Below are 23,342 nucleotides of genomic sequence, written 5' to 3' on the forward strand. Positions count from 1 at the left end.
TTGTCTTATTGATTCAGATCATTACATGACTTTTTTGGATAATAGTGTTAATGGAGTGCCAGGAACTTCACAGTCACACAAACCTTCCTGGTAGTAAGTACAGATTTTCTTTCCGCCCAGATGATGCACATCAAACTCCATATCAAATACTTCGCTGAGCACCTGAGCATCTATGATATTTTCCGTATCATCGTAGTATTTGATATGACCATCCTGAAGCGCCACAATCTTATCTGAATAGCAGGAAGCAAAGTTGATATCATGAATGACAAGAACAACCGTCTTGCCCAAATCATCTACAATTTTCCTCAGAATCTTCATGATCTCCACCGCATGTTTCATATCCAGATTGTTCAATGGTTCATCAAGCAGAATATACTCTGTGTCCTGTGCAAGCACCATGGCAATATAAGCCCTTTGCTTCTGGCCTCCTGAAAGCTCATTGATATAACTGTTCTCTATATCCTTCAGCTTCAGGTAATCAATGGCCTGATCCACAAACCGCTCATCACTCTCCGTGAGATTTCCCTTCGAATATGGAAATCTGCCAAAAGATACCAGCTCTCTCACCGTGAGCTTAACATTAAGATTATTGCTTTGTCTCAATATCGATATTTTCTTTGCCAGTTCTCTGGATTTCCAATTCTTCAGGGTGATTCCATCAATGGTCACCTCTCCTTCACTGACATCCATAAGCCTCGAAATCATGGAAAGAAGTGTACTCTTCCCAGCTCCATTGGGTCCGATGAATGAGGTGATATATCCTTTTTCGATATTTAGAGTGACATTTTTCACCACTTCTTTGCTTTCATATCTCTTTGTTAGATTTCTTACACTGATCATAATTGATTCTCCCTTAACAGCAGATAAATGAAATAGAGTCCACCAATAAAATTAATGATTACACTGATTGGTGTACTGAACACAAAAATCCGTTCCACCATCAGCTGACCGTACACCAAAGCAGTGGAACTGATGAGCATCGCACCGATTAACAGATATGTGTGCTTAAAAGTCTTCAGAAGCTCTCTAGAAAGGTTTGTCACCAGGATTCCAAGAAAAGTGATAGGGCCAACCAAAGCGGTAGATACCGAAATAAGCACAGCTACGATGATGAGCATAGAATTGACAAGTTTTTTATGGTTGATTCCAAGATTTACCGCATGATCCTTTCCTAAAGAAAGAACATCCAGTTCTTTCGCTTTCATCATCCCCATTGCCATTGTTCCAATAAGAAGCACTGCCGAAATCATAAGAACATCTGTATTGATATTATTAAAACTTGCGAATAGTCTTCCCTGAAGCGTAAGAAACTCATTGGGGTCAATGATGACCTGAAGGAAGGATGAAGCACTTCTAAAGAGTGTCCCCGTGATGATTCCTACAAGCAGCAGGAGATAAATATTACCTCCAACTTTTCGAAGTATGCCACCAAGAATCCCTACACTGAAGAGAACCATAACCACTACTGAAAAGAGAAAGGTAATTCGCACATCCACTTTTGCTATGGCTTCTGATCCAATGAAGAATATGGAGACAGTTTGGATAAATACAAATACGGAGTCTAGTCCCAGGACGCTGGGTGTAAGTATTCGGTTTTCTGTTACTGTCTGGAAGATCAGTGAAGCATAGGCTATGGCTCCTCCAGTAAGAGCGATGGCAAGAATTTTAGGTATTCTTCTGGACAAGGCGTACTCGTAACTGTTGGGGTTAAGCCCAAGAAAGAGAAACAGTGCAATCCCCAGAAGGAGGAGGAGGCTGAGTACAGTTATTTTTTTCTTCATACTACTTCTTCACCCCCTTGAAAATCAGGTATAAGAAGACAATGCTTCCTAATACCCCAACCGTTAAGGATATGGATATTTCATAGGGATAAATGAGAACTCTGCCTAGTATATCGCAAAAAAGAAGAAACACTGCACCAAGTAGTGCGGTAGTACCCAGGCTGTTCTTTAAATTGTCACCACGAATCATGGAGACAATATTAGGCACAATAAGTCCGACGAAAGGAATACTGCCAATGGTGACCAGAACTGCACTGGATATGAGCGCGACGATTGCCAGTCCAATATTTACGATAAGCTGGTAATTAAGACCAAGATTTTTAGCAAAATCCTCTCCCATTCCAGCAATGGTAAACTTATTCGCAAAAAAGTAGGCTACTATGCTTAGGGGTATCGCCAGATAGATGATTTCATAACGTCCCTTTGTCACCATAGAGAAACTCCCCTGAAGCCAGGCATTGATGTTCTGGATAAGATCAAAACGGTAAGACACAAAAGTAGTAATGGAATCAATGAGGTTTCCCAGCATTATTCCTACCAATGGAATAACAATCACATTTTTCACCTTTATTTTTCGGAGAATGAACATAAATAAGAATGTTCCTCCCAAAGCAAAAATAAAAGCGATTCCCATCTTCCCGAGTACCGGTAATCCAGGCAGGAAAATCATAGATACCAGAATGCCAAGCTTTGCGGAATCCATTGTTGCAGCAGTGCTGGGAGAAACAAACTTATTCCTCGTAATCTGCTGCATAATAAGCCCTGATATACTGAGTGCCATACCTGTGATGAGAATACTGATCAGTCTTGGTATTCTGCTTAACATAAATACCAGAACTTCAGTTTCGCCACCATTGAATAAATCTTGAATTGACAAGGTTTTTGCTCCGATAAATAGAGAAATCACCGATAAGATGATTGTGGCCACAATTAAATGTTTATTTTTCATATCTTATAACAGTGTAATTCCCCGTTATGTTTGACACCTCACTCTATTCATTGATATAATTGAACATGACGAAATTGATAATCATTCTCATTTATAGTAACAAAAAGTCGAATAATTATCTAATAGAGTATTTGGTTTTTTATAACGATATTTGGGTAAAAGAAAGGAGAGGTTCATTTGTTCATCGAACGGAACCCAAGAGAAGTGGCTGAAGACTTTTATGCAAGCACCTTCATTGCGGTGAGCGCCTACAGCTATGATGGAAAGATTCAGTATAGTGGCGGTGACCACTACCGATATGCAGATTATGACATTATAAATAATCTTTTAGAAAAAATGTTGTACCCTAAAGATACAAATTATACCTCATTAACTCTGTCCAATGACAAGGGGTATCATTACACAGCCTACTACATCAACAAAACAAGTCCTAAGGACGGCTTTGTCATCATGGGACCTTATAATCAGGATGATCTTGAAAGAGTAAACAACCTGAATATCTGCTACTCCAACAACCTATATATGGCACCACTCAATCAAACATTAGATTTGTGTCCAGCGAATGGTTGTGCGGGCTGTTACAGTCTCAATGTCCGTAGAGCCATGAACTACATTCAAGCTCATTATAAAGAAAATATCACCCTTGATACCCTTGTTTCACATCTTAATCTCAATAAAAGTTATTTCTGTACTCTTTTCAAAAAAGAAACTGGGGTTACTTTTACCCATTACGTGAACTTAGTAAGGGTTGAAAAAAGTAAAAGACAGCTCCTTAAAGATAATCGTTCTGTTCTAGATATTGCCCTTTCAGTGGGATTCAGCAATCAGAACTACTATACAATCACTTTTAAGCGAATCACCAGCATGACACCTATGGAGTTCAGAAAGAAAGCTTACATCTAATTTCTTTTATTATACAATAATAAGTTTATTTTGTAACCATTATAATTTAAGTTAAATCTTAATTAACAGTTTTATAACGATTTTTGGTAGTCTGCAGTACTCTGCAGACTATTTGTTTTGGATCGTCAGCGTTCCGTGCTAGAATCTAAGTATAGCGAAGTTAAACGAGGAGGAACTGAAATGAGAATGTTTGATTTATTCTATGAGGACTATTTCCAGATGAAACGCGAGGATATTCTATCAGCAATTACGAGTACTGAAGGTAGGACAATCATGGCGGAGACAATCATCAGCACATTTCCCCTATTGGATGGTGTGTCCAATCCTGAAACGGCCGCCGCCTTCAGCGCGGACATGGTTACACTGAACACTTTTAATTTTGAAGCTCCATTTATATTTGGATATGATGATTCTCATCTAAGTCCCTTGATTGGTATCCCCGATTATACAACGGAGATCCAAAAGATTATCCTGAAGAATAAAGAAGACCATCAGTATATTCAAAAACTGAAGAAGATTGTAGGAAGATTCCTCGGAGTTAATCTGGAGCCTGTGCCTGAAGACAGCACGTATCCGAAAGGACTCCGCTGCACGGCAGAAAACCTCCAAAAAGTTAAAACACTCGGCTTTGATTATGTGGTTATTACGGCAAATCCAAGCACCGGTGTGACCAGTGAGGGTATCTTAGAAGGCATCAGAACAGCACGTACAATATTAGGTACAGAGATTCTCATTGTGGCTGGTAAAATGCACGGTGCCGGAGCTGGGAACATATATGATGTAGAAACAATTGAAGCATTTATTGCTGCCGGGGCAGATATCATCTTACTTCCAGCTCCAGGAACAGTTCCAGGTTTTACGGTAGAACTTACGAAAAATTTCATTGATCTGATTCATAAGAAGGGCGCGTTGGCCATGACGACCATAGGCACAAGCCAGGAAGGTGCAACCGAAACCTTTATTGAGAGTGTAGCGCAAATGTCCAAAATGGCTGGAGCAGATATACAGCATACAGGCGATTGCGGTGTTTCTGGAATGACGCCTCCTGAAAATTTGCTTCGTATGTCGATCACTATCCGGGGAAGAAGGCATACATATCGTAAAATGTCTCGCTCTCCACATAGAGTCAGATAGAATCAAAAAGAAGCCTAGAGCTTATTGTTCAAAATAAGCCTGTGCTTCTTTTTTAAATCTTGGCACTATAATCCGTAGTGATCCATCCGTTGATTCAAAGTATGTCTATTTTGATGGTACAACAATATTTCCCTTATCAACTTTGAACATAATCATTGGTGTCTCTGATACGCCGGACTCATTATGGAACTGACGAATCACATAATATGTACCATCTTCAGGAAACCCAGTCAGCTGCTCAAATAGAACTGTGTCTTCCATGGTTTTACCTGGCTCAAGCATTCCAAGCATTTCGATAAATGCCATATCTTTTGTCAGTTCAGTATCCTTCAAAGTTCCATCACTTTGCAGCTTATGTATGGTATACGCGAAACCATAGTTCAGAGTGATCTCAGATGTATTTTTCAACTGATATTGAAGACTTTTTCCCCCTCCATCATACTTCATGTCAACAATCTGCAGGTTTTCAGAAAATGTGATGCCTTTCACTGGTATAACAAGATCTTCCGATGATTGTGCCTGATTCTTCTGCCAGAGTGTATAACCGGTGATAGCCAATGCAGCAACTAAAAGTATCGATATTAATTTTTTCATATAGTACCCACCTTTTCTGATTTATTTATAGTAATCGTACCAGAGTGTTCATTTTTAAGAATGACAAAGCAATTACCAAAAAATGACAAAATGACGCAAAAAAAAAGACTGAAATAATCAGTCCTTCATTTGCAAGCAAACCTATAAGCCGAGTTCTGTATTTGATAATCATCTGTCTAGGTCCAGTATTACTAAAGGACTCAAGCGGCGCACCCGGGGACGAGACGAGCAGCCTCTTCATGTCCCTCTATTCGGCCTTGCATCAAGTGGGGTTTACATAGCCGCAAAGTCACCAATGCGCTGGTGAGCTCTTACCTCACCTTTCCACCCTTACCTCAATTGAGGCGGTATCTCTCTGTTGCACTTTCCTTAAGGTCACCCTCACTGGGAGTTACCCAGCACCCTGCTCTATAATGCTCGGACTTTCCTCTCCTGATTTACATCAGCAGCGATTATCTGGCTTACTTGCTCATTTATCATATCAGAGTTTTCATCATTTGTAAAACGAAGCTCCCTCAGTTATGGTTTCAAGCCATATTTTTATAGTCCACAAAATTCAAAGAATCTTCTAATTTGAATTATCAGATGAACTTATAGGGATCTTCTTCTCTTTCCGAGAAAAAATAGGGCACATCATGGACGATAGAAAATTCTTTCATCATTCTCTCCATAATTTTATAGAATACTTTCTTTTCTGAAAGAAAATGCCCAGGATCAACTACAGCGATCCCTTGTTCTTCCAGTTCCTGAACATGATGATACGTTGTATCCCCCGTAAGAATACAGTCTGCCCCCTCTCTCAATGCTTGTCGGATATAACTTTGACCGCTTCCATTGATAATGGCAACACGCCTGATTGTTTGGCCTGGATTCCCAACATATCTTAAATTTTGAACTTCAAGAACCTTCTTTGTCTTCTCAATAAAATCAATGAGCTTCACAGGTCTCCTAAGATAGACAATTCTTCCGATACCTGAATCAAAATCAAAGGGACACTGTTCAATAATATCAAAATCAACATAATCAAACATGCGCACGATTGTATCATTCATACCATCTTTTACCGAATCCAGATTTGTATGCGCTGCGTACACAGAAATATCATTTTTAATCAGTTCAATGATCTTTCTTCCCTGAAGGGTTTTATTGGTAATGGAGGTTGGCTTCATAAAGAGCATCGGATGGTGTGATACAATCAGATTTGCCCCTTTTTCTTTTGCCTCTTGAATCACATCCAAGGTGGTGTCCATAGAAAATAAAATCCCTTTCACTTCAGCCTTGTCATCACCTACCATAAGCCCAACATTATCATAGTCTTCTTTATAAGAAACGGGTGCATGGGATTCCACAAGCTTCATAAAATCCTTAACATAAGTATTCATCTTTAACTCTCCTTAGCTCTCTCATTTTATGGTTAAGACGTTCCATCTTCATCTTAGCATTCTCTGTGGTTCCATGAATCTTCTCAGAAATAACTGCCAACTCCTGAATTTTAGATTCAATATAAACGTGTAGTAACGGATGTTTTTTCTCAAGCAATATGTTCCCAATGGAATAATCGCAAATAGATGGATAGAAATCCACAGTATTTTCCGATTTTCTCACCAGAAAATATTCATAAAACCTTCGTTCTTCTTGTACCAGTTCTTCATCCATGATCTCAAAATGATTCTGATACAGGTATTTTCTCAAGATTTCAGGATTTTGTGCTGGCTGTAGAAGCAAAAAATCAAGCTTCTCTACGACCGCTTGAGCAGATTCTAATAGTTCCACCATGAGAATTCCTCCCATTCCTGCAAGAATCGCTCCATTTGCTTCACCAGGCTCCAATGTCTCAAAGCCGCTCCCCAAACGAAAGCTCATAAACTCTGATTGGCCTTCCTCTTCTGAATTTCTTCTGGCTTTCTCCAGAGGCATGGCTTTATTGTCAGAAGCAATCCCCTTTTTAATCTTCCCTTTTTTTAATAGTGAAATCAAGGCAAACCCATGATCAGTACCAATATCTGCCACTGTATGGCACATGGGCACCATTTCAGAAACTTTTTGCAATCTTTTGCTCAGATCCATATCTGCTCCTTCTATGTTTGTATAATTCTTTTCAATTATACCACCTATTCTAAACAAATACTGGTATAAGAACATTTGCTAAAGTCAGCAGCAGTAACGATACGATGACAAGGGGAATCAGCATGACTCTATAGTAGTAAATCCGATCAATTCTCTCATATACTTTCCCACCAAAGAAGACAATCAAATTCAGAAAGAATGCGCTGATCCCAACCAGAACGGTTCTATCAAGAAAAACTTTCACAGGCGTATATGATAGTGTTGAAGCATCCAGTTGATGTGTCGACATATATTCCGGGAGTGCACTCTGATAAAACAGAACCAGAGGAACTCCAATATAAATTAAGATCATCAATGTGTTCAAGATAAAATATTGTTTCAGTTTCTCATCGCTTTCCAGAATATCAGATTCAAGCAGAGACCTTTGCGGAAATTTTTCCGGGATCCCCTTTTTCAGCAGCACTTGTGAGAATGCTGCCATGTTCTCTGGCGATATGGCATAATTCTTGTAATCCGTCCCGAAATAAATTGTCTTTCTAGAACTTGTAATATACATCTCTACTTTCCCAAGTCCTTTCATGTATCCTTTTCCCACTGAGAATCTTTTACTGAGCATTCCAGCCAAACCACTGTGGTTGAGTAATGTGATTCTCTCTGTAAAAAAGCGAATATCTTTGAGAGGAATGATATGATTTAAAAATCTAAAAGCACTCCCAATAACAACGTAATCGTCATTTATTTCATAGTATAGCGTCTTCAGCAGCACAAAGTAATACCCTGATATCAGGATAAGCATAACTATCAGAAGCATCATAAGACTTTTCAATAGAACACTATCGCTGAAACGCAAAATTAATCCCATTGTCACCAAAAATCCAATGAGTGCCAATATCAGATTATTTATGAACTGAGACCGTTCAGGAAAAAACTTCATTCTCATCACCTACTGTAATTATAGCATATAATGGCTTGCCGCCTGGTTTCCTGAGCTATTTCCATAATAATATAACAGCCTGAATATATTGAACTGTTTTCATACCTTTGAATCCATCTTTCAGAGAACAGTAAGATTTTAAATCTCTGCACCATTTCCATCTTCAACCACTCTCTTTTATTATTATAGAACAAAAGCACCCGAAGGTGCTTCTTTGTTAATCTAAATAGTCCTTCAGCTTTTTGCTTCTGGATGGGTGTCTTAGTTTTCTTAAAGCTTTTGCTTCAATCTGTCGGATTCTTTCTCTTGTGACATTAAACTCTTTTCCTACTTCCTCCAAAGTTCTGGAGCGGCCATCATCAAGTCCAAAACGCAGTCTGAGCACTTTCTCCTCACGAGGGGTCAAGGTATCCAATACACTGATGAGCTGTTCCTTCAGCATTGTAAAAGCCGCCGCTTCTGCTGGAGCCAATGCATCATCATCTGGGATGAAGTCCCCTAAATGGCTGTCTTCTTCCTCACCAATTGGAGTTTCCAATGAAACTGGTTCCTGGGCAATTTTCATGATTTCCCTAACCTTCTCAGGCGGCATTTCCATGATTTCCGCAATTTCTTCTGCTTGTGGAGCACGTCCCAGCTCTTGCAATAACTGACGTTCTATACGAATGAGCTTATTGATGGTTTCCACCATATGAACTGGAATTCTGATGGTACGTGCCTGGTCTGCGATGGCTCTTGTGATTGCCTGACGAATCCACCAGGTGGCATAGGTTGAGAATTTAAACCCTTTTGTGAAATCAAACTTTTCAACAGCCTTAATCAGTCCCAGGTTACCTTCCTGAATCAGATCTAGAAAAAGCATACCTCTTCCTACATATCTCTTGGCAATTGAGACCACAAGTCTTAAGTTTGCTTCCGCAAGCTGTTTTGCTGCATACTCATCGCCTGCTTCGATTCGTTTGGCTAGAGCAACCTCTTCTTCTGATGTGAGAAGTGGTACCTTTCCGATTTCTTTCAAATACATTCTGACAGGATCATCAATGGCTACACCTTCAGGAACTGAAAGATCGATTTCTGTATCTTCCTCTTCCTCCACATCCCCAATGATTTCAATATTCAAACCTTCGAGGGTTTCATAAATCTTATCAATCTGGTCGGGAGAAAGATCGATTTCCTGAAGATCGTCAAGGATTTCCTTTTCAGTGATATTCCCAGCTTTTTTGCCTTTGTCGATTAATTTCTTAACCACAGACATCTGATACTCTTTATCCTGTACTTTCTTCTCTTCCTTATTCATGTCATCCAGAACATCATCGCTGTCCAGATTCTCTTCATCTTCTTGCATCTCATCTTTTTTTGGAGCAACTTTCTTCTTTCGCCCTTTCGTAGATGTCAGCTCTTTCGCAGCCCCAATGCCCTCACTTTTCGCTGACTTCTTCGCTTTTGGCTTCTGTACCTCTTCCTGATTCTCTGTCACCAGGTCTTCAGCAATACTTTCCATATTCTCTGTGCTTATTTTCTTTTTTGCAGCCATATCAATACCTCCCTAAAGTCTTTTGAAGAGAAATCAGTTCATTGGCAAGTTTTACCGACTCTTCAAAATTTCCAGCTTTTTCTAAAGCCTTTATTTCCTGTTGTAACTTTTTTTGCTTTATTTTACCCTTATAATGATTGATTGTTCTTAAGAAGTCATCAATAAGAACTTCTACATCCACCTCTGGTATCTCTGCCACCTGACCAATCAGAGACCACTCCTTCGAGCTTTCTGCATCATCGCATTGACTCAAAACATAACTTTGAAGACTGATTTCTCCATCTTCGTAGCTTTCTAAAATCCGGAATATCTTCTGATGTGCTGGCACAATGAAATCACTCAAACTGATTCGTTCGTTGAGATATGACCGGTTCTCAGATAATATCTTAAGAAGACTCCGCTCTGCTTTCACATGACCTTGCTCAATATAAACAGTAAGATTCTCTGGATACGATGTGTCCATTGAAGAATTTTCATTCTGATTTCCCATGTACTTTCTAATGGCACGTTCAGAAATACCTGCATCTTCTGATACCTTTTGTAAGTAGACCTCTTTCTCGATGGGATCCAGTTCATTCAGGATTTCAGCGATCCGTTTCGTATAGGTAATACGCCCTTCATCGGAATCCAGATTAAGTCCTTCTTTCTCCTGAATCAACTTATACTCCATCAGAGGTAATGCATTTTCAAGCAACTTCAAAAATCCTTCTTTACCTTCTTCACGAACATAATCATCCGGATCTTTCCCCTTTGAGATTTGCACAACCTTGACTTTCACACCTTCAGCTTGGAGAATCTCCAGACCTCTTACGGTAGCTTTTTGTCCTGCAGTATCTGCATCATAGCAGATATAAACTTCTTCAGAATTTCTTCGTAAAAGTCTCCCCTGAATTTTAGTTAATGCTGTTCCCAGTGAAGCGACAACGTTTTGAATCCCCGCTTGGCTTAAGCTGATTAAATCCATATACCCCTCTACCATAACAAGGCTTGTTTCTTTGCTGTTTTTCTTAGCAAAATTTAATCCATACAAATGGGTGCCTTTATTGTAAATGGGTGTTTCTGGAGAATTCAGATACTTGGGTTTCGTATCGTCAAGTACTCGAGCCCCAAAAGCAATCACTCTACCTCGAATGTCAAAAACAGGAAAAATGATCCTATTTCTGAATCTGTCATAAACTTTTCCTTTTTCACTCTTTGTTGCTAGACCGCACTTAACGATATCCTCTTCTTTATATCTTCTGGACCGAAGATATTTCAGTAAACTGTCCCAGGAATTCAGTGCATAGCCTAATCCAAAAGATCTGATGGTTTGGTCCTTGATCCCTCTTTTATAGAGATACTCCCGAACTTCTTTATTATTCGAGAGATTCTGAAAGAAAAACCGTGCTGCATCCACATGCATCTTATAGAAAACTTCAAGCTTATCCTTTTCTCTTTTCTTCTCAGGGCTCTCCTCGAATGGGATGTTTGCCCTCTCAGCAAGGATTCTCAAAGCTTCATTAAATCCGAGATTGCGGGTTTTCATGATGAAAGTAATGACATTTCCTCCTTCACCACACCCGAAGCACTTAAAAAGCTGCTTATCCTGAGTGACACTAAAGGAGGGAGTTTTTTCATTATGAAATGGACACAATCCCCAATAGTTTCTACCTGATTTTTTAAGCGGCACGGTTTCAGAGATAACATCTAGAATATCGTTGCTGTCTTTAATTTTTTCAATGATCTCTTCAGACACGTACAATGCATTCACACCTTTTCTTCATAGTCCCAAACATAAATTATACCATTAACCTCAGTAGATGACAATTTTGGGCACAAATATCTGATTGAAGAGGATTATCGCATAATCATCCGTCATTCCAGCGATATAGTCTGCTACAGCACGCTCTTTCCCCTCTTCTTCAGCAATTTTCTGATATAGTTCAGGCATTTCCTCAATTTTCTTCAGATAATAATCATAAAGCTGTCCTAGGAGAAATTTAGCCTTATCTCTCTCTTCTTTCAAGTGCTCTCCATTATAAATATTCTTAAAGAGAAACGACCTAAGACCATAGAGTGCATGAAAGATGTCTTCAGGCAGAGCTACTGTAAACTCCCCTTTAGAGATGTTCCTATTGGTCTCATCCACCAACATACGTACCAGAGTATCTATTCTTTTGCTGTGGGTGTAACCCAAAACCTCAATATGCTCCTTTGGTAAGTCTGTGACATTCAATAGACCGGCACGGATTGAGTCATCAATATCATGGTTGACATAAGCTATTTTATCAGCGAATCGAGCGATTTGGCCCTCGATTGTACTGCTGGTTTCTCCTGACTTCAAGCCACTATGATGCAGTACTCCATCCAACACCTCGAAGGTAATATTCAAACCCTTTCCATCTTTCTCCAGTTTCTTTAAAACGCGCACGGACTGCTCGTTATGCCTGAATCCCCCAGGCAGTCTTTCATTCAGCACTTCTTCGCCATTATGAGCAAATGCTACATGGCCAAGATCATGTCCTAAGGTTATAGCTTCCACCAAATCCTCATTCACCGCAATGCCTCGCGCAATAGTTCTCGCTATCTGTGAGACCTCCAGTGTATGAGTTAGTCTCGTACGATAATGATCACCAGTGGTTTTGATGTATACTTGAGTCTTATGTTTTAATCTTCGAAAGGATTTTGAATGTATAATCCTATCTCGATCATGCATAAAACACGTCCGATAAGAGTCCAACTCTTCTTCCACTTCTCTTCCTCTTGAATCTTTGGAGAAACAAGCCTCTTTAATCAACGTCAGTTCTTCATTCCGTTCTATTCTCTCTCGAATACTCAATATCCCACCTCCTATATTGTATTATTCTACAAAAATCCTTTGAATCCTTTATTTGGATTTGAGAGATATTCATATATAATCATTATCCTCCTATGTGTTTTTACCCATTCATTGATTTCATATATAAATAAAAAAACTTGCTGCAAAGCAGCAAGTTTTGTGTACTTAGTAAAACATAATCCAAGTCAGGAGGGCAAAGAAAGCATAGAAACCGACAACAATTGGGAACAGATAGGTAGCCATGGCAAACGCCATTGCCATCAGATCGCCTCTTTCAAGCTTTACATCTGCTTCCATATCGGGTTCCACATCATCAAATCGATGTTTCCCAAAAATCTGCATTAAATTATCCCTCCTTTTTAACCTATGAGTTACAAATATTATATTTCGCCTGCGAAGTGACAAGCTACAAAATGATTCGGATGCTTCACTGGATTAAACTCTCTTAGTATTGGAATCTGCTCTTTACAGATATCCTTTGCATAAGGACATCTTGTGTGGAACTTACATCCTGGTGGAGTATTTACATTACTTGGCAGTTCTCCAATGATTGGCTCCATCTTTCTCAGATGTGTTGGATCTGGAACAGGAATCGCAGCCAAAAGCGCTCTTGTATATGGGTGAGTAGGTTGATCATATAGTTCATGCTTACCAGCCAGTTCAACCAAAGAACCTAAATACATAACTCCAATTCTATCACTGATGTGTTTTACAACACTAAGGTCATGGGAGATAAAGAGATAAGATAGTCCCATTCTTTCCTGAAGATCCATCATCAGATTCAGAATCTGTGATTGAATCGACACGTCAAGAGCGGAAACTGGCTCATCAGCCACAATAAAATCAGGATTCAAAGCAAGTGCTCTCGCAATTCCAATTCTTTGTCTTTGTCCACCAGAGAACTGATGAGGATATCTATAGATGTGATATGGTGAAAGACCACACATCTCGATAATCTCCATTACTCTGTTTTTATATTCTTCTCCAGGCTTAACAAGATTATGGGAAAGTAATGATTCACCCACAATATTACTTACATTAAGTCTTGGGTTCAGGGAGCTGTATGGATCCTGGAAAATCAGCTGCATTTCACGTCTTAGTGATTTCAGCTGCGCTCCCTTCAGTGATGCAATATCACCATCAATGGCTTTACCATGATAGATGATCTGCCCATCTGTTGGGTCATATAATCTTACGATGGTTCGTCCAAGGGTAGATTTTCCGCACCCTGACTCTCCTACGAGACCAATGGTCTCCCCTTCATTTAGTTTGAAGGTTACACCATCTACAGCCTTGATAAAAGACTTTTTACCAAAAGCACCAGATTTCACTGGGAAATATTTTTTAATATCATTTACTTCAAGCAATACTCTATTATTATCGTTCATATTTCCCTCCTACTTATCTTCGTACAAGAAGCATTTAACCTGATGCGTCTCGCCGTTTTTCTCTTTGTCTATGAAATATACTCCAGGTTCTTCCTGCCAGCATTTATCCATAGCAAACTTACATCTTGGAGCAAAATAACAACCCTTTGGAAGCTCCATTGGATTAGGAACTACACCCTCAATACTATTCAGTCTCTTCTTCTCTGACTTAAGATCTGGAATGGATTCCAGAAGTCCTTGAGTGTATGGATGCTTTGGATTCCCATAAAGTTCTTTTACTTCTGCAGATTCTACTACTTTACCAGAGTACATTACAATAACATCATCAGCCATCTGCGCTACAACTCCAAGGTCGTGTGTGATCAGCATGATTGCGGTATTGGTCTTCTCCTTAAGATCGTTCATCAAAGACAGAATCTGTGCCTGAATGGTTACATCAAGCGCAGTAGTAGGTTCATCCGCAATCAGAACCTTAGGATCGCAGGCAAGGGCCATAGCGATCATTGCTCTTTGTCTCATACCACCAGAGAGCTGGTGAGGATAATCATAAACTACACGCTCTGCTCTAGGAATACCAACAAGTTTCAGCATATTTACTGCCTTGTCATGGGCTTCCTGTTTACTTAAATCCTGATGAAGTTTGATCGATTCAATAATCTGATCTCCAATTCTAAAAACAGGGTTTAAGGAAGTCATTGGTTCCTGGAAAATCATAGAAATTTCATTTCCTCTGATTTTTCTCATTTCTTCTACAGGAAGCTGTACGATATCTTTATCCCCATACATAATGCTTCCTTCAACAATCTTACCATTCTTATCAATGAGCTTAAGAATACTCATGGAGGTAATGCTCTTTCCGCAACCGGATTCACCAACAATACCTAGAGTTTTCCCTTCATACAAATCAAAATTAACACCATCTACAGCCTTAACAACACCCTTATCTGTGAAGAAGTGTGTCTTAAGGTTTCTTACTTCTAATACTTTCTTCATAATCAACCCTACCTAATTTCCTTTGGATCAAAAGCATCTCTCAGCCCTTCACCAAGCAGATTTATACTCAACACAGTCAACATAATCATTACACCGGGTGGTACCCAAAGCCATTGCATATTTCTGAAAACATCTGAGTTTCTGGCTCTTTCAATCATATTACCCCATGTTGGTGTTGGAGGTGTTACTCCAAGACCCAGGTAAGATAAGCTCGCCTCCGTAAGAATCGCACCAGCCATTCCAAGAGTTGCGCTTACAATTATATATGCGTATGTATTTGGAAGAAGATGTTTAGCAATTCTGGATCTAGTGGAAAGTCCCAGGATCTCAGTTGCTTGCATAAACTCCTGCTCTCTCAGAGATAGAATCTGGCCTCTTACCATTCTAGCAAGTCCTGGCCAGCTTAAAATACCAATGAGGAACATAACTAAGTACATCTTATATTTTGAGTCAACCCACATAAGTGCACCAGAGATGGTAATAACGGTTGGTGTAAACGGAATGGAGTAAACAATTTCTGCAAATCTCATAAGAATATTGTCAACAACTCCACCATAATAACCAGCAACACCACCAACAATAGCTCCAATGAGCACGGTGAATCCGGCTGCGATTAACCCAACCATGATTGAAGTTCTGCCGCCTAGGAACAGTCTTGTAAATATATCTCTTCCCTGTTCGTCCGTACCTAGCCAATATTTACCAGATGGAGGCAATTTCTTGTCATCCAGTATAAAATCATTCAATTCAAACTTAGAAAATATCGGTACAAAAATGACAGCCAGCAATATTAGTATAAATAATACTGCTCCGAACATAGCTGTTTTATTCTTCTTAAATCTACCCCAGGCAATCATCCATGGTCCTACGATATTGGCAGCTTGGGTAGTTTTCTCATAGTTTTTCTTATTGTCTTCCATAATAAACCCTCCTAACTAACCTTTACTCTAGGATCCACCAGTGCATAACTGATATCAGCCAGCAGGTTTCCTGCGAGCATGAGCACTGCGTAGAAAATATTGATTGCCATAACTAATGAAGTATCTTGTTTAAAAATCGCTTCATGAAGGGTATTTCCGATTCCTGGCCATTTAAAAATGGTTTCGAGAATCAGAGAACCACCAAATAATGAAGGAATATAGCTACCAAGCAATGTAACAATCGGTAAAAGAGCATTTCTAAATGCATGCTTGTAAATAACAACTTTCTCAGAAAGTCCTTTAGATCTTGCGGTTCTGATGTAGTCCTGATTAATTACTTCAAGTACAGCATTTCTCACATATCTTGTCAAACTAGCAAGAGAAGAAATAACAAGTACGATCAGAGGCATAATCATGTGTCTGCCTACGTCAACAATTTCTGCCCACAAACTTGGATATCCACGAACAACCATCAATGGATCTCTCATAAGTGTAAGTGGTAATCCTGCTGGTATACCTACAAAGAAAATCAGAATCATCGCAAAGAAGAAGGAAGGCATGGAAACACCAATTAGGGAAAACACCGTCCAAAAATTATCGAAATTGCTGTATTTATTTACTGCAGACTTAATACCAACTGGTATTGAAATCGCAAAAGCAAAAATCATCCCTATAAAGTTGATCAAGAAAGTATTCCAAACACTCTCTCCAATGATATCTTTAACTGGTGCTCTTTTCAGAATCGATTTTCCGAAGTCTCCGCTAAGAGTTCTTCCCATCCAGTTCATATATCTTTCTACAATATTTCCATTTAATCCAAGCTGTTCTTTTAACGCTTGTTGCTGCTCTGCAGTAACACCTGATCCAACACCCAAATAGGCTTGGACAGCATCACCTGGCATAAGCTCCATAATTCCGTAGATGACCATGGAAATCACGATCATAACAGGAATCAGGTGCAGCAATCTCCTTGCTATATATTTTAACATTGTTTCACTCCCCATAGCTCCTATATATTTTTGTAGTAGAAAGGCAGTCTGAAACAGACTGCCTTAAAACTTCTCAAATTAGAATATTATTCTATTCTTCGATGTAAGCATCTCTAACAGCCTTTACCCAACCATACAGGGAGCTGGTGTTAAAGTTCTTAACCTTTGAATTGTAAAGGTCAAAGTAAGTGTTTGCATAAACAACAATCTTTGGCATTTCTTCGTTCAGAATCTTTACAACTTCAGCATAAAGTGGCTTAGCTTCTTCTGGATCCATAATCTTTCTAGCTTCATCAAGAAGTCTGTCAACTTCAGCATTCTTGTATCTGGAAGTGTTGTCCTTACCTGAACCTACATCATTTGAGTGGAACTCAGAGTAGATGGAGTCTGGGTCAGCACTTGTGATGGATGTTGCAAGGAAGAACAGGCTCCACTTGTCAACGTTCGCATCTGAGTTGTAGATTACATAGTCAAGAATGGTGTTGAATTCGAGGTAAGAAATATTCAGCTTTACGCCAAGTTCCTGACCCCAAGCCTTTTCCCACATTGGGATAAGTGTAGCAAGAATGTCATGTTCTGGCATAGCTGCGATATTCAGCTCCAGAAGTTTTCCATCCTTAGCTCTGATTCCGTCTGCTCCAGCTACCCAGCCAGCTTCATCCAGAATGGACTTAGCCTTTTCGATATCATAGGAGTAGTCAATCAGGGAGCTAACAAGTTCATCGCTCATAACCCAAGAAATCTGGGAGAATGGATGATTCTGTGTTGTAGCAAGTACCATACCTGAATCAGGATCCTTGTAGTAGCTGTTTACGAAGGACTCTGTGTCAAATGCATATGCAAGAGCCTGTCTTACAGCAACTTCAGCTGTTGGTCCAGCTTCTGTGTTGAAGTTTACATAACCGTAACCGGATCTTGGATATTCGTTGATGGAGTATCCGCCATCTCTAGCTTCCTTGATCTTAGCAGGTTCGATAACGCCAGCAAGAAGGTCAACTTCACCGTTCATCAGCTGAACGATATCTGTGGACTGGTCTACGAACTGAAGAAGGATTTCTTTAATCATGTAGCCTTCACCAGTATACTTGTCATTTCTTGTCAGGTAGATAAACTGAGCTTCAGTAAAGTTGTCAAGTACGTATGGTCCTGATCCAACAGGAGTAGCGGACTTTTCTTCAACTGGAGTAGTATTCTTGTATGTTACACCTTCACCATAGTAGTGTTCTGGCATAATAGCAAATGTTGTGTTAGCAAAGTTTGTTCTCTTGCCTTCAGCAAAAGTAAATGTAACTTTGTAGTCTCCATCAGCAACAACACCTGGGAATTCTTCTGATTCACCAGCTGCATAAGCTTCATAACCTTCAAGGTCCTTAACTACTGAACCGTATCTTCCAGTATAGGAAGGGTCAGAGATCAGCTTGTAGGTCCAAACAACGTCACTAGCTGTTAATGGTTCTCCGTCAGAGAAAACAACGTCTTCTCTTAAGTTAAAGGTAATAACCTTACCATCTGGAGAAATATCCCAATCTTTAGCAACAACAGGAATGTATTCATCCCCTTCGAAGTTAAGTGTAGCAAGTCCCTGGAACACAAGATCTACTACATATCCGTCATAGGATGAGGAGTAGTATGCTGGGTTAAAGTTACCTGATGCTTCGGTGATACCAACCTTCAATGTACCGGATGGTTCATTGGATGGTTCTTCTGGTGTTTCACCTGGAGTTTCGGTGCCTGGAGTTTCCCCTGGTGTCTCAGGAGTCTCTTCTTTAGGACTGCAAGCGGTAAATACAACTGACATAACCAGTGTAAGTGCTAACAGTAAGCCTATTCTCTTTTTTGTCATTCTTTCTTCCTCCTTGAATAATCTTTTATTTTAAGCTGATGTCGCCAGCAGCTAAAAACCGAACAATGTGTAATTGAGAATGTGTTGCTTAAGATATTACTCATTTTATTATAAAACGTACAATTTATCAACTAATTTTTAATAAAAGTTCATAATCTCTGATTTTTGAGTCAAAAATAGAACGTTTTCTTAATCAATTTATCAGTAAAGAAGTTAAAAGGAACATTCTTACTGAAAATAAGCCAATAAATAGTGTGCTTTTTTAACAAATCATAATTCAACTTATTAGGCATAATTATTTACTTTTCAAATAACGAGAGCTTGATCCGGTGAGATTTTACCAGTTATTAGCATTTTCAATAATGTAATAAACAGAATTAAAAATCATCAATCAATAAAGCTTAGTCCTATTTTACCACAACATATGGAAAACAGAAACTTTTTGTTTATACTATATTCATAATCTGACAGATTTCACGGATTCTGTATTGGTTGTTTATTGCTATTTCTATCACTTACACTGCTTACATCCATGTAATTTGATAACTTTTGTATCTGTTCACTGGTAATCTTGTTAATTAAAGAGATTTTAATTTTTTTTTGAACTTATTATAGGATAATAGATACCATATTATACATATTATGCAAAAAAAATCATAAGTATTCAAATACAGATTTAAAAATTTGTATTTCAGGAGGTCACTATGCTCTATTTAAATGTTTACATGCTGTTAATAAATACCGTTGGTTTCTATTTTATGTTATTTGACAAGCAATCATCACGAAAATCAAAACGAAGGATTCCAGAAAAAGTATTGTTCACTTTCGCATTCCTTGGAGGAAGTGCCGGAGTCTTTCTTGGAATGTTGTTTTTCAGACATAAAACCAAACACGTTATGTTCACTTTACTCATTCCTTCACTGACAGCAGCCCAGATAATCGCATATTTCTTTATAAGAAATTACCTAGTTTAATATACATCCCATACGAAAAAAAGAATTTATGTAATGTAAACGTTTCCTGTTAATTTCATGAATTCATCATGTAAATGTTTACTTATACTAATTCTATTCATTATGGAGGTTTTATCTCTATCTCAATCACTTGAACCTCCATAAGTTCAGCAGAAGCCAAGCAGTTGTTATAGTGGTTCTAATTATAGCGTTTCACCTTAATAAAAGCATAAACTCACAATAAATATCACGTTAACGTATCTTAAGTAAACCACACAACAGATTTTGATCCTCTCTGTTCAACTAGTATGGTCTCTCTATTCTATACTTCATATTATCGCAAATCATAGTGATAACTCGAAGTCACTTATTTATCACGCGCTGCTATTTACATACAAAACAAGAATTCCGCAGTTCTAGCGGCTAATTTCACTTAGGTAGAATTTCTTTATCCACATGATTCTGTGAAAGCATCGCTTCAGGTATCGCCTGATTTTCCAAAGGGTTCTGATGTTATGACGGATCATATGATCTGCTCAGAGCAACCAAATAGAAAAGAGGACATTACAGCTGTCGTCACAGCCATAATATCCTCTTTTTGATTAGGTTCAGTGATACATATCACCAAATGAATACTATCTTGGATTCTTAACCTGAGCCTGAGCTGCAGCAAGTCTAGCTACTGGAACTCTATATGGTGAGCAGGAAACATAATCCAGTCCATTCTCATGGAAGAAGTGTACAGAGGATGGATCTCCACCGTGCTCTCCGCAAACACCAAGCTTAAGGTTTTCCTTAACGCCTCTTCCCTTTTCTACTGCAATCTTCACAAACTGTCCAACACCTGTCTGGTCAAGCTTTGCAAACGGATCGAAGTCGTAGATCTTCTTATCATAGTAGTGCTTCAGGAATGTACCAGCATCATCTCTGGAGAATCCGAAGGACATCTGTGTAAGGTCATTGGTTCCGAAGGAGAAGAAATCAGCTTCTTTAGCAATTTCATCAGCTGTTACACAAGCTCTTGGAATTTCAATCATGGTACCAACCAGATACTTCAGTTCAACACCCTTTTCAGCGATGATAGCATCAGCTGTCTTCTTAACGATGTTCTTCACATACTTCAGCTCATTTACTTCACCAACCAGCGGAATCATGATTTCTGGAACAGTATTCCATCCCATTTCTTCATTAACTTCGATGGCAGCTTCAATAACTGCTCTGGTCTGCATTTCAGCAATTTCTGGGTAAGAAATTGAAAGTCTGCATCCTCTATGACCCATCATTGGGTTGAACTCATGAAGGTCGGATATAATTCCATTCAGGTCAGCAACGGAAAGCTTCAGCTCTGCTGCAAGATCTGCAATTTCCTTTTCCTTGGTAGGTAGGAACTCATGCAGTGGTGGATCCAGGAATCTAACGGTTACTGGATGTCCTTCCATAGCCTTGTACAGTCCCTTGAAATCACCCTTCTGCATTGGAAGCAGCTTCTCAAGAGCAGCTCTTCTAGCCTCTTCTGTTCTAGCTACGATCATCTGTCTCATAATAAAGATTCTATCTTCAGCGAAGAACATATGCTCGGTTCTTGTCAGACCGATACCTTCTGCACCAAATTTGATAGCCTGTGCGGCATCGTGTGGTGTATCTGCATTTGTTCTAACCTTAAGTGATCTGATTTCATCAGCCCAGGACATGAATGTGCCAAAGTGTCCAGAAATTTCTGGTTCAACTGTAGCAATGTTTCCTTCATATACGTCACCAGTGCTTCCATCAAGGGAAATATAGTCCTCAGAAGAGTATACCTTTCCATTGACAGTCATGGTCTTGTTCTTTTCATCAACTTTGATTGCACCTGCACCAGCTACGCAGCATGCACCCATGCCTCTAGCAACTACAGCAGCATGGGAAGTCATTCCGCCTCTTACAGTCAGAATACCTTCTGCCGCAATCATTCCTTCGATATCTTCTGGTGATGTTTCCTGTCTAACAAGAATAACCTTTTCGCCAGCTTCGTGTCTTTCTTTAGCTTCAAGAGCAGAGAAAGAAATCTTTCCTGTAGCAGCTCCTGGAGATGCAGGAAGACCTGTGGCAATGATTTCGTGCTTCTTCATTTCATTTGTATCAAAAGCAGGGTGAAGCAATGTATCAAGCTGCTTAGGATCCATCATCAGAATTGCCTGTTCTTTGGAAACAAGTCCTTCTTCTACCATATCAACCGCAATCTTAAGAGCCGCCTGAGCAGTTCTCTTACCATTTCTGGTCTGAAGGAAGTACAGCTTACCTTCTTCAATGGTGAACTCCATATCCTGCATATCGTGATAGTGGTTCTCCAGCTTGTTTACGATGTCAACAAACTGATTGTATGTTTCAGGCATCTGCTTTTCAAGTTCTTCAATTGGCTGTGGTGTTCTGATACCAGCAACAACGTCTTCACCCTGTGCATTCATCAGATACTCAGCAAAAATCTTTCTTTCTCCTGTTGCAGGGTTTCTGGAGAATGCTACACCTGATCCTGATGTCTCACCCTTGTTTCCGAATACCATTTCCTGCACGTTTACAGCGGTTCCCCAGCTGGATGGAATATCATTCATTCTTCTATAAACATTAGCTCTTGGGTTATCCCAGCTTCTGAATACAGCAGTTATTGATTCTATCAGCTGTGCTCTTGGATCCTGTGGGAAGTCTTCTCCCTTTCTTTCCTTGTAGTAGTTCTTGAACTTCACTACAAGTTCTTTCAGATCCTCAGCAGACAGTTCGGTGTCAAGTTCTACTCCCTTTTCTTCCTTCATTTCATGAAGGATCTCTTCGAAGTCTTTCTTGTCTACATCCATAACTACGTCTGCAAACATCATGATGAATCTTCTGTAAGAGTCATAAGCAAATCTTTCATTGCCAGTTTCCTTAGCAACTACTTCAACTGTCTCATCATTCAGACCAAGGTTCAGGATAGTGTCCATCATACCAGGCATGGAAGCTCTTGCACCTGAACGTACGGAAACAAGCAGTGGATTAACTGTTCCACCAAATGATTTTCCTGTAACTTCTTCAAGCTTGTTCATGGTTGCATGAATCTCTTCGATGATTTCTGGTGTAATAACCTTTTCATCATCATAGTATTTATTGCAAGCCTCAGTAGTAACTGTGAATCCCATTGGTATTGGAATTCCGATGTTAGTCATTTCTGCCAGGTTGGCACCCTTACCTCCAAGGAGGTTTTTCATTGTAGCATCACCTTCACTGAAAAGGTATACATACTTCTTTGACATAGATTTCCCTCACTTTCAATCTTTTATGTGTAACCACATATATTTGAATCCGGTAGAACCGAGAGTTCACGAAATTATGAAGCAAAATGCTTCAAAATCCTCATATATTATAGCATAAGTCCTAAGCGAATTGTACAACATTTCTAATGGTTTTTAGTTTATTCATTAATTTCGGACGGTACAAACCATGGATACGATTACAAACTGTGCTACAATATACAATAAATCGACAAATTATAAGACTTCCCCATCATAACAGAGAAGTCTTAAGTAAAG

Annotated in this window: 20 protein-coding genes and 1 other RNA gene; 3 read left to right on the forward strand and 18 right to left on the reverse strand. The window is 39.3% G+C overall.

Annotation, left to right across the window (positions count from 1 at the left end; translation table 11 throughout):
• Positions 1–21: 21 nt before the first annotated feature.
• From BM243_RS03355 to BM243_RS03365, 3 genes are read right to left on the reverse strand one after another with little or no spacing between them, the layout of a single operon-like run.
• Positions 22–843, reverse strand: a complete 822-nt coding sequence (locus BM243_RS03355; protein ID WP_074910305.1) for an iron ABC transporter ATP-binding protein — start codon at positions 841–843, stop codon at positions 22–24.
• Positions 840–1,784 carry an iron chelate uptake ABC transporter family permease subunit gene (locus BM243_RS03360; protein WP_074910308.1) on the reverse strand — a complete coding sequence of 315 codons (945 nt, stop codon included), beginning with the start codon at positions 1,782–1,784 and terminating at the stop codon, positions 840–842. The genes BM243_RS03355 and BM243_RS03360 overlap by 4 nt, the downstream gene beginning before the upstream one ends.
• Position 1,785: 1 nt before the next feature.
• Positions 1,786–2,733: an ABC transporter permease gene (locus tag BM243_RS03365; RefSeq protein WP_074910311.1), complete on the reverse strand. Its 948-nt coding sequence runs from the start codon at positions 2,731–2,733 to the stop codon at positions 1,786–1,788.
• Positions 2,734–2,910: 177 nt separating this feature from the next.
• Here BM243_RS03365 and BM243_RS03370 point away from each other — a divergent pair, with 177 nt between their 5' ends.
• Complete coding sequence (locus tag BM243_RS03370) at positions 2,911–3,636, forward strand: helix-turn-helix domain-containing protein (RefSeq protein ID WP_074910313.1); 726 nt, start codon at positions 2,911–2,913, stop codon at positions 3,634–3,636.
• Positions 3,637–3,816: 180 nt separating this feature from the next.
• Complete coding sequence (locus tag BM243_RS03375) at positions 3,817–4,770, forward strand: DUF7916 family protein (protein ID WP_074910315.1); 954 nt, start codon at positions 3,817–3,819, stop codon at positions 4,768–4,770.
• A gap of 105 nt (positions 4,771–4,875) precedes the next feature.
• Here the strand turns inward: BM243_RS03375 and BM243_RS03380 are convergent, their stop codons facing one another.
• From BM243_RS03380 to BM243_RS03440, 14 genes are all read right to left on the reverse strand, one after another.
• Complete coding sequence (locus tag BM243_RS03380) at positions 4,876–5,364, reverse strand: immunoglobulin-like domain-containing protein (protein WP_074910317.1); 489 nt, start codon at positions 5,362–5,364, stop codon at positions 4,876–4,878.
• A gap of 128 nt (positions 5,365–5,492) precedes the next feature.
• An RNA gene (gene rnpB / locus BM243_RS03385) (RNase P RNA component class A) lies at positions 5,493–5,832 on the reverse strand.
• Positions 5,833–5,945: 113 nt separating this feature from the next.
• Positions 5,946–6,746 carry a Nif3-like dinuclear metal center hexameric protein gene (locus BM243_RS03390; protein ID WP_074910320.1) on the reverse strand — a complete coding sequence of 267 codons (801 nt, stop codon included), beginning with the start codon at positions 6,744–6,746 and terminating at the stop codon, positions 5,946–5,948.
• The gene (locus BM243_RS03395) at positions 6,730–7,431 is read right to left on the reverse strand and encodes a tRNA (adenine(22)-N(1))-methyltransferase (RefSeq protein ID WP_074910323.1); all 702 of its coding nucleotides are present in this window, start codon (positions 7,429–7,431) and stop codon (positions 6,730–6,732) included. Before BM243_RS03395 ends, BM243_RS03390 begins: the two co-directional genes overlap by 17 nt.
• Positions 7,432–7,480: 49 nt before the next feature.
• Positions 7,481–8,365, reverse strand: coding sequence for a PH domain-containing protein (locus BM243_RS03400; RefSeq protein ID WP_074910324.1), 885 nt, complete (start codon positions 8,363–8,365; stop codon positions 7,481–7,483).
• 217 nt (positions 8,366–8,582) lie between these two features.
• Complete coding sequence (gene rpoD, locus BM243_RS03405; RefSeq protein WP_074910925.1) at positions 8,583–9,662, reverse strand: RNA polymerase sigma factor RpoD; 1,080 nt, start codon at positions 9,660–9,662, stop codon at positions 8,583–8,585.
• A 238-nt stretch (positions 9,663–9,900) separates the two neighbouring features.
• A complete protein-coding gene (dnaG, locus tag BM243_RS03410) occupies positions 9,901–11,649 on the reverse strand; it encodes a DNA primase (protein WP_177213447.1) in 1,749 nt (582 codons plus the stop codon).
• 42 nt (positions 11,650–11,691) lie between these two features.
• Positions 11,692–12,717, reverse strand: coding sequence for a deoxyguanosinetriphosphate triphosphohydrolase (locus BM243_RS03415; protein ID WP_074910329.1), 1,026 nt, complete (start codon positions 12,715–12,717; stop codon positions 11,692–11,694).
• Between the two features lie 165 nt (positions 12,718–12,882).
• A complete protein-coding gene (locus BM243_RS15200; RefSeq protein WP_155953233.1) occupies positions 12,883–13,059 on the reverse strand; it encodes a hypothetical protein in 177 nt (58 codons plus the stop codon).
• A 38-nt stretch (positions 13,060–13,097) separates the two neighbouring features.
• A complete protein-coding gene (locus BM243_RS03420) occupies positions 13,098–14,105 on the reverse strand; it encodes an ABC transporter ATP-binding protein (protein ID WP_074910332.1) in 1,008 nt (335 codons plus the stop codon).
• A 9-nt stretch (positions 14,106–14,114) separates the two neighbouring features.
• Entirely contained in the window at positions 14,115–15,098 is a 984-nt protein-coding gene (locus BM243_RS03425; protein ID WP_074910334.1) for an ABC transporter ATP-binding protein, read from the reverse strand.
• Positions 15,099–15,106: 8 nt separating this feature from the next.
• Positions 15,107–16,021, reverse strand: a complete 915-nt coding sequence (gene opp4C / locus BM243_RS03430) for an oligopeptide ABC transporter permease (RefSeq protein ID WP_431602436.1) — start codon at positions 16,019–16,021, stop codon at positions 15,107–15,109.
• An 8-nt stretch (positions 16,022–16,029) separates the two neighbouring features.
• Positions 16,030–17,007 carry an ABC transporter permease gene (locus tag BM243_RS03435; RefSeq protein ID WP_074910339.1) on the reverse strand — a complete coding sequence of 326 codons (978 nt, stop codon included), beginning with the start codon at positions 17,005–17,007 and terminating at the stop codon, positions 16,030–16,032.
• A gap of 91 nt (positions 17,008–17,098) precedes the next feature.
• Entirely contained in the window at positions 17,099–18,850 is a 1,752-nt protein-coding gene (locus BM243_RS03440; protein ID WP_074910342.1) for an ABC transporter substrate-binding protein, read from the reverse strand.
• Positions 18,851–19,554: 704 nt separating this feature from the next.
• On the opposite strand from BM243_RS03440, the gene BM243_RS03445 reads away from it, so the two are divergent.
• Positions 19,555–19,824 carry a DUF1294 domain-containing protein gene (locus BM243_RS03445; protein WP_074910345.1) on the forward strand — a complete coding sequence of 90 codons (270 nt, stop codon included), beginning with the start codon at positions 19,555–19,557 and terminating at the stop codon, positions 19,822–19,824.
• 614 nt (positions 19,825–20,438) lie between these two features.
• On the opposite strand, the gene ppdK is transcribed toward BM243_RS03445, so the two are convergent.
• Positions 20,439–23,066 carry a pyruvate, phosphate dikinase gene (ppdK, locus tag BM243_RS03450; RefSeq protein WP_074910347.1) on the reverse strand — a complete coding sequence of 876 codons (2,628 nt, stop codon included), beginning with the start codon at positions 23,064–23,066 and terminating at the stop codon, positions 20,439–20,441.
• Positions 23,067–23,342 lie beyond the last annotated feature (276 nt).

This window comes from Proteiniclasticum ruminis (assembly GCF_900115135.1).
GTDB lineage: Bacteria > Bacillota > Clostridia > Clostridiales > Clostridiaceae > Proteiniclasticum > Proteiniclasticum ruminis_A.

Excerpts from the sequence above, each read along its gene's own strand:
- BM243_RS03400 (WP_074910324.1), bottom strand. The coding sequence starts at position 8,365 with ATGAAGTTTTTTCCTGAACGGTCTCAGTTCATAAATAATCTGATATTG.
- BM243_RS03440 (WP_074910342.1), bottom strand. The coding sequence starts at position 18,850 with ATGACAAAAAAGAGAATAGGCTTACTGTTAGCACTTACACTGGTTATG.
- ppdK (WP_074910347.1), bottom strand. The coding sequence starts at position 23,066 with ATGTCAAAGAAGTATGTATACCTTTTCAGTGAAGGTGATGCTACAATG.
- BM243_RS15200 (WP_155953233.1), bottom strand. The coding sequence starts at position 13,059 with ATGCAGATTTTTGGGAAACATCGATTTGATGATGTGGAACCCGATATG.
- rpoD (WP_074910925.1), bottom strand. The coding sequence starts at position 9,662 with ATGAATAAGGAAGAGAAGAAAGTACAGGATAAAGAGTATCAGATGTCT.
- BM243_RS03445 (WP_074910345.1), top strand. The coding sequence starts at position 19,555 with ATGCTCTATTTAAATGTTTACATGCTGTTAATAAATACCGTTGGTTTC.
- BM243_RS03380 (WP_074910317.1), bottom strand. The coding sequence starts at position 5,364 with ATGAAAAAATTAATATCGATACTTTTAGTTGCTGCATTGGCTATCACC.
- BM243_RS03365 (WP_074910311.1), bottom strand. The coding sequence starts at position 2,733 with ATGAAAAATAAACATTTAATTGTGGCCACAATCATCTTATCGGTGATT.
- BM243_RS03360 (WP_074910308.1), bottom strand. The coding sequence starts at position 1,784 with ATGAAGAAAAAAATAACTGTACTCAGCCTCCTCCTCCTTCTGGGGATT.
- BM243_RS03435 (WP_074910339.1), bottom strand. The coding sequence starts at position 17,007 with ATGTTAAAATATATAGCAAGGAGATTGCTGCACCTGATTCCTGTTATG.
- BM243_RS03425 (WP_074910334.1), bottom strand. The coding sequence starts at position 15,098 with ATGAAGAAAGTATTAGAAGTAAGAAACCTTAAGACACACTTCTTCACA.
- BM243_RS03395 (WP_074910323.1), bottom strand. The coding sequence starts at position 7,431 with ATGGATCTGAGCAAAAGATTGCAAAAAGTTTCTGAAATGGTGCCCATG.
- BM243_RS03355 (WP_074910305.1), bottom strand. The coding sequence starts at position 843 with ATGATCAGTGTAAGAAATCTAACAAAGAGATATGAAAGCAAAGAAGTG.
- BM243_RS03420 (WP_074910332.1), bottom strand. The coding sequence starts at position 14,105 with ATGAACGATAATAATAGAGTATTGCTTGAAGTAAATGATATTAAAAAA.
- BM243_RS03375 (WP_074910315.1), top strand. The coding sequence starts at position 3,817 with ATGAGAATGTTTGATTTATTCTATGAGGACTATTTCCAGATGAAACGC.
- BM243_RS03390 (WP_074910320.1), bottom strand. The coding sequence starts at position 6,746 with ATGAATACTTATGTTAAGGATTTTATGAAGCTTGTGGAATCCCATGCA.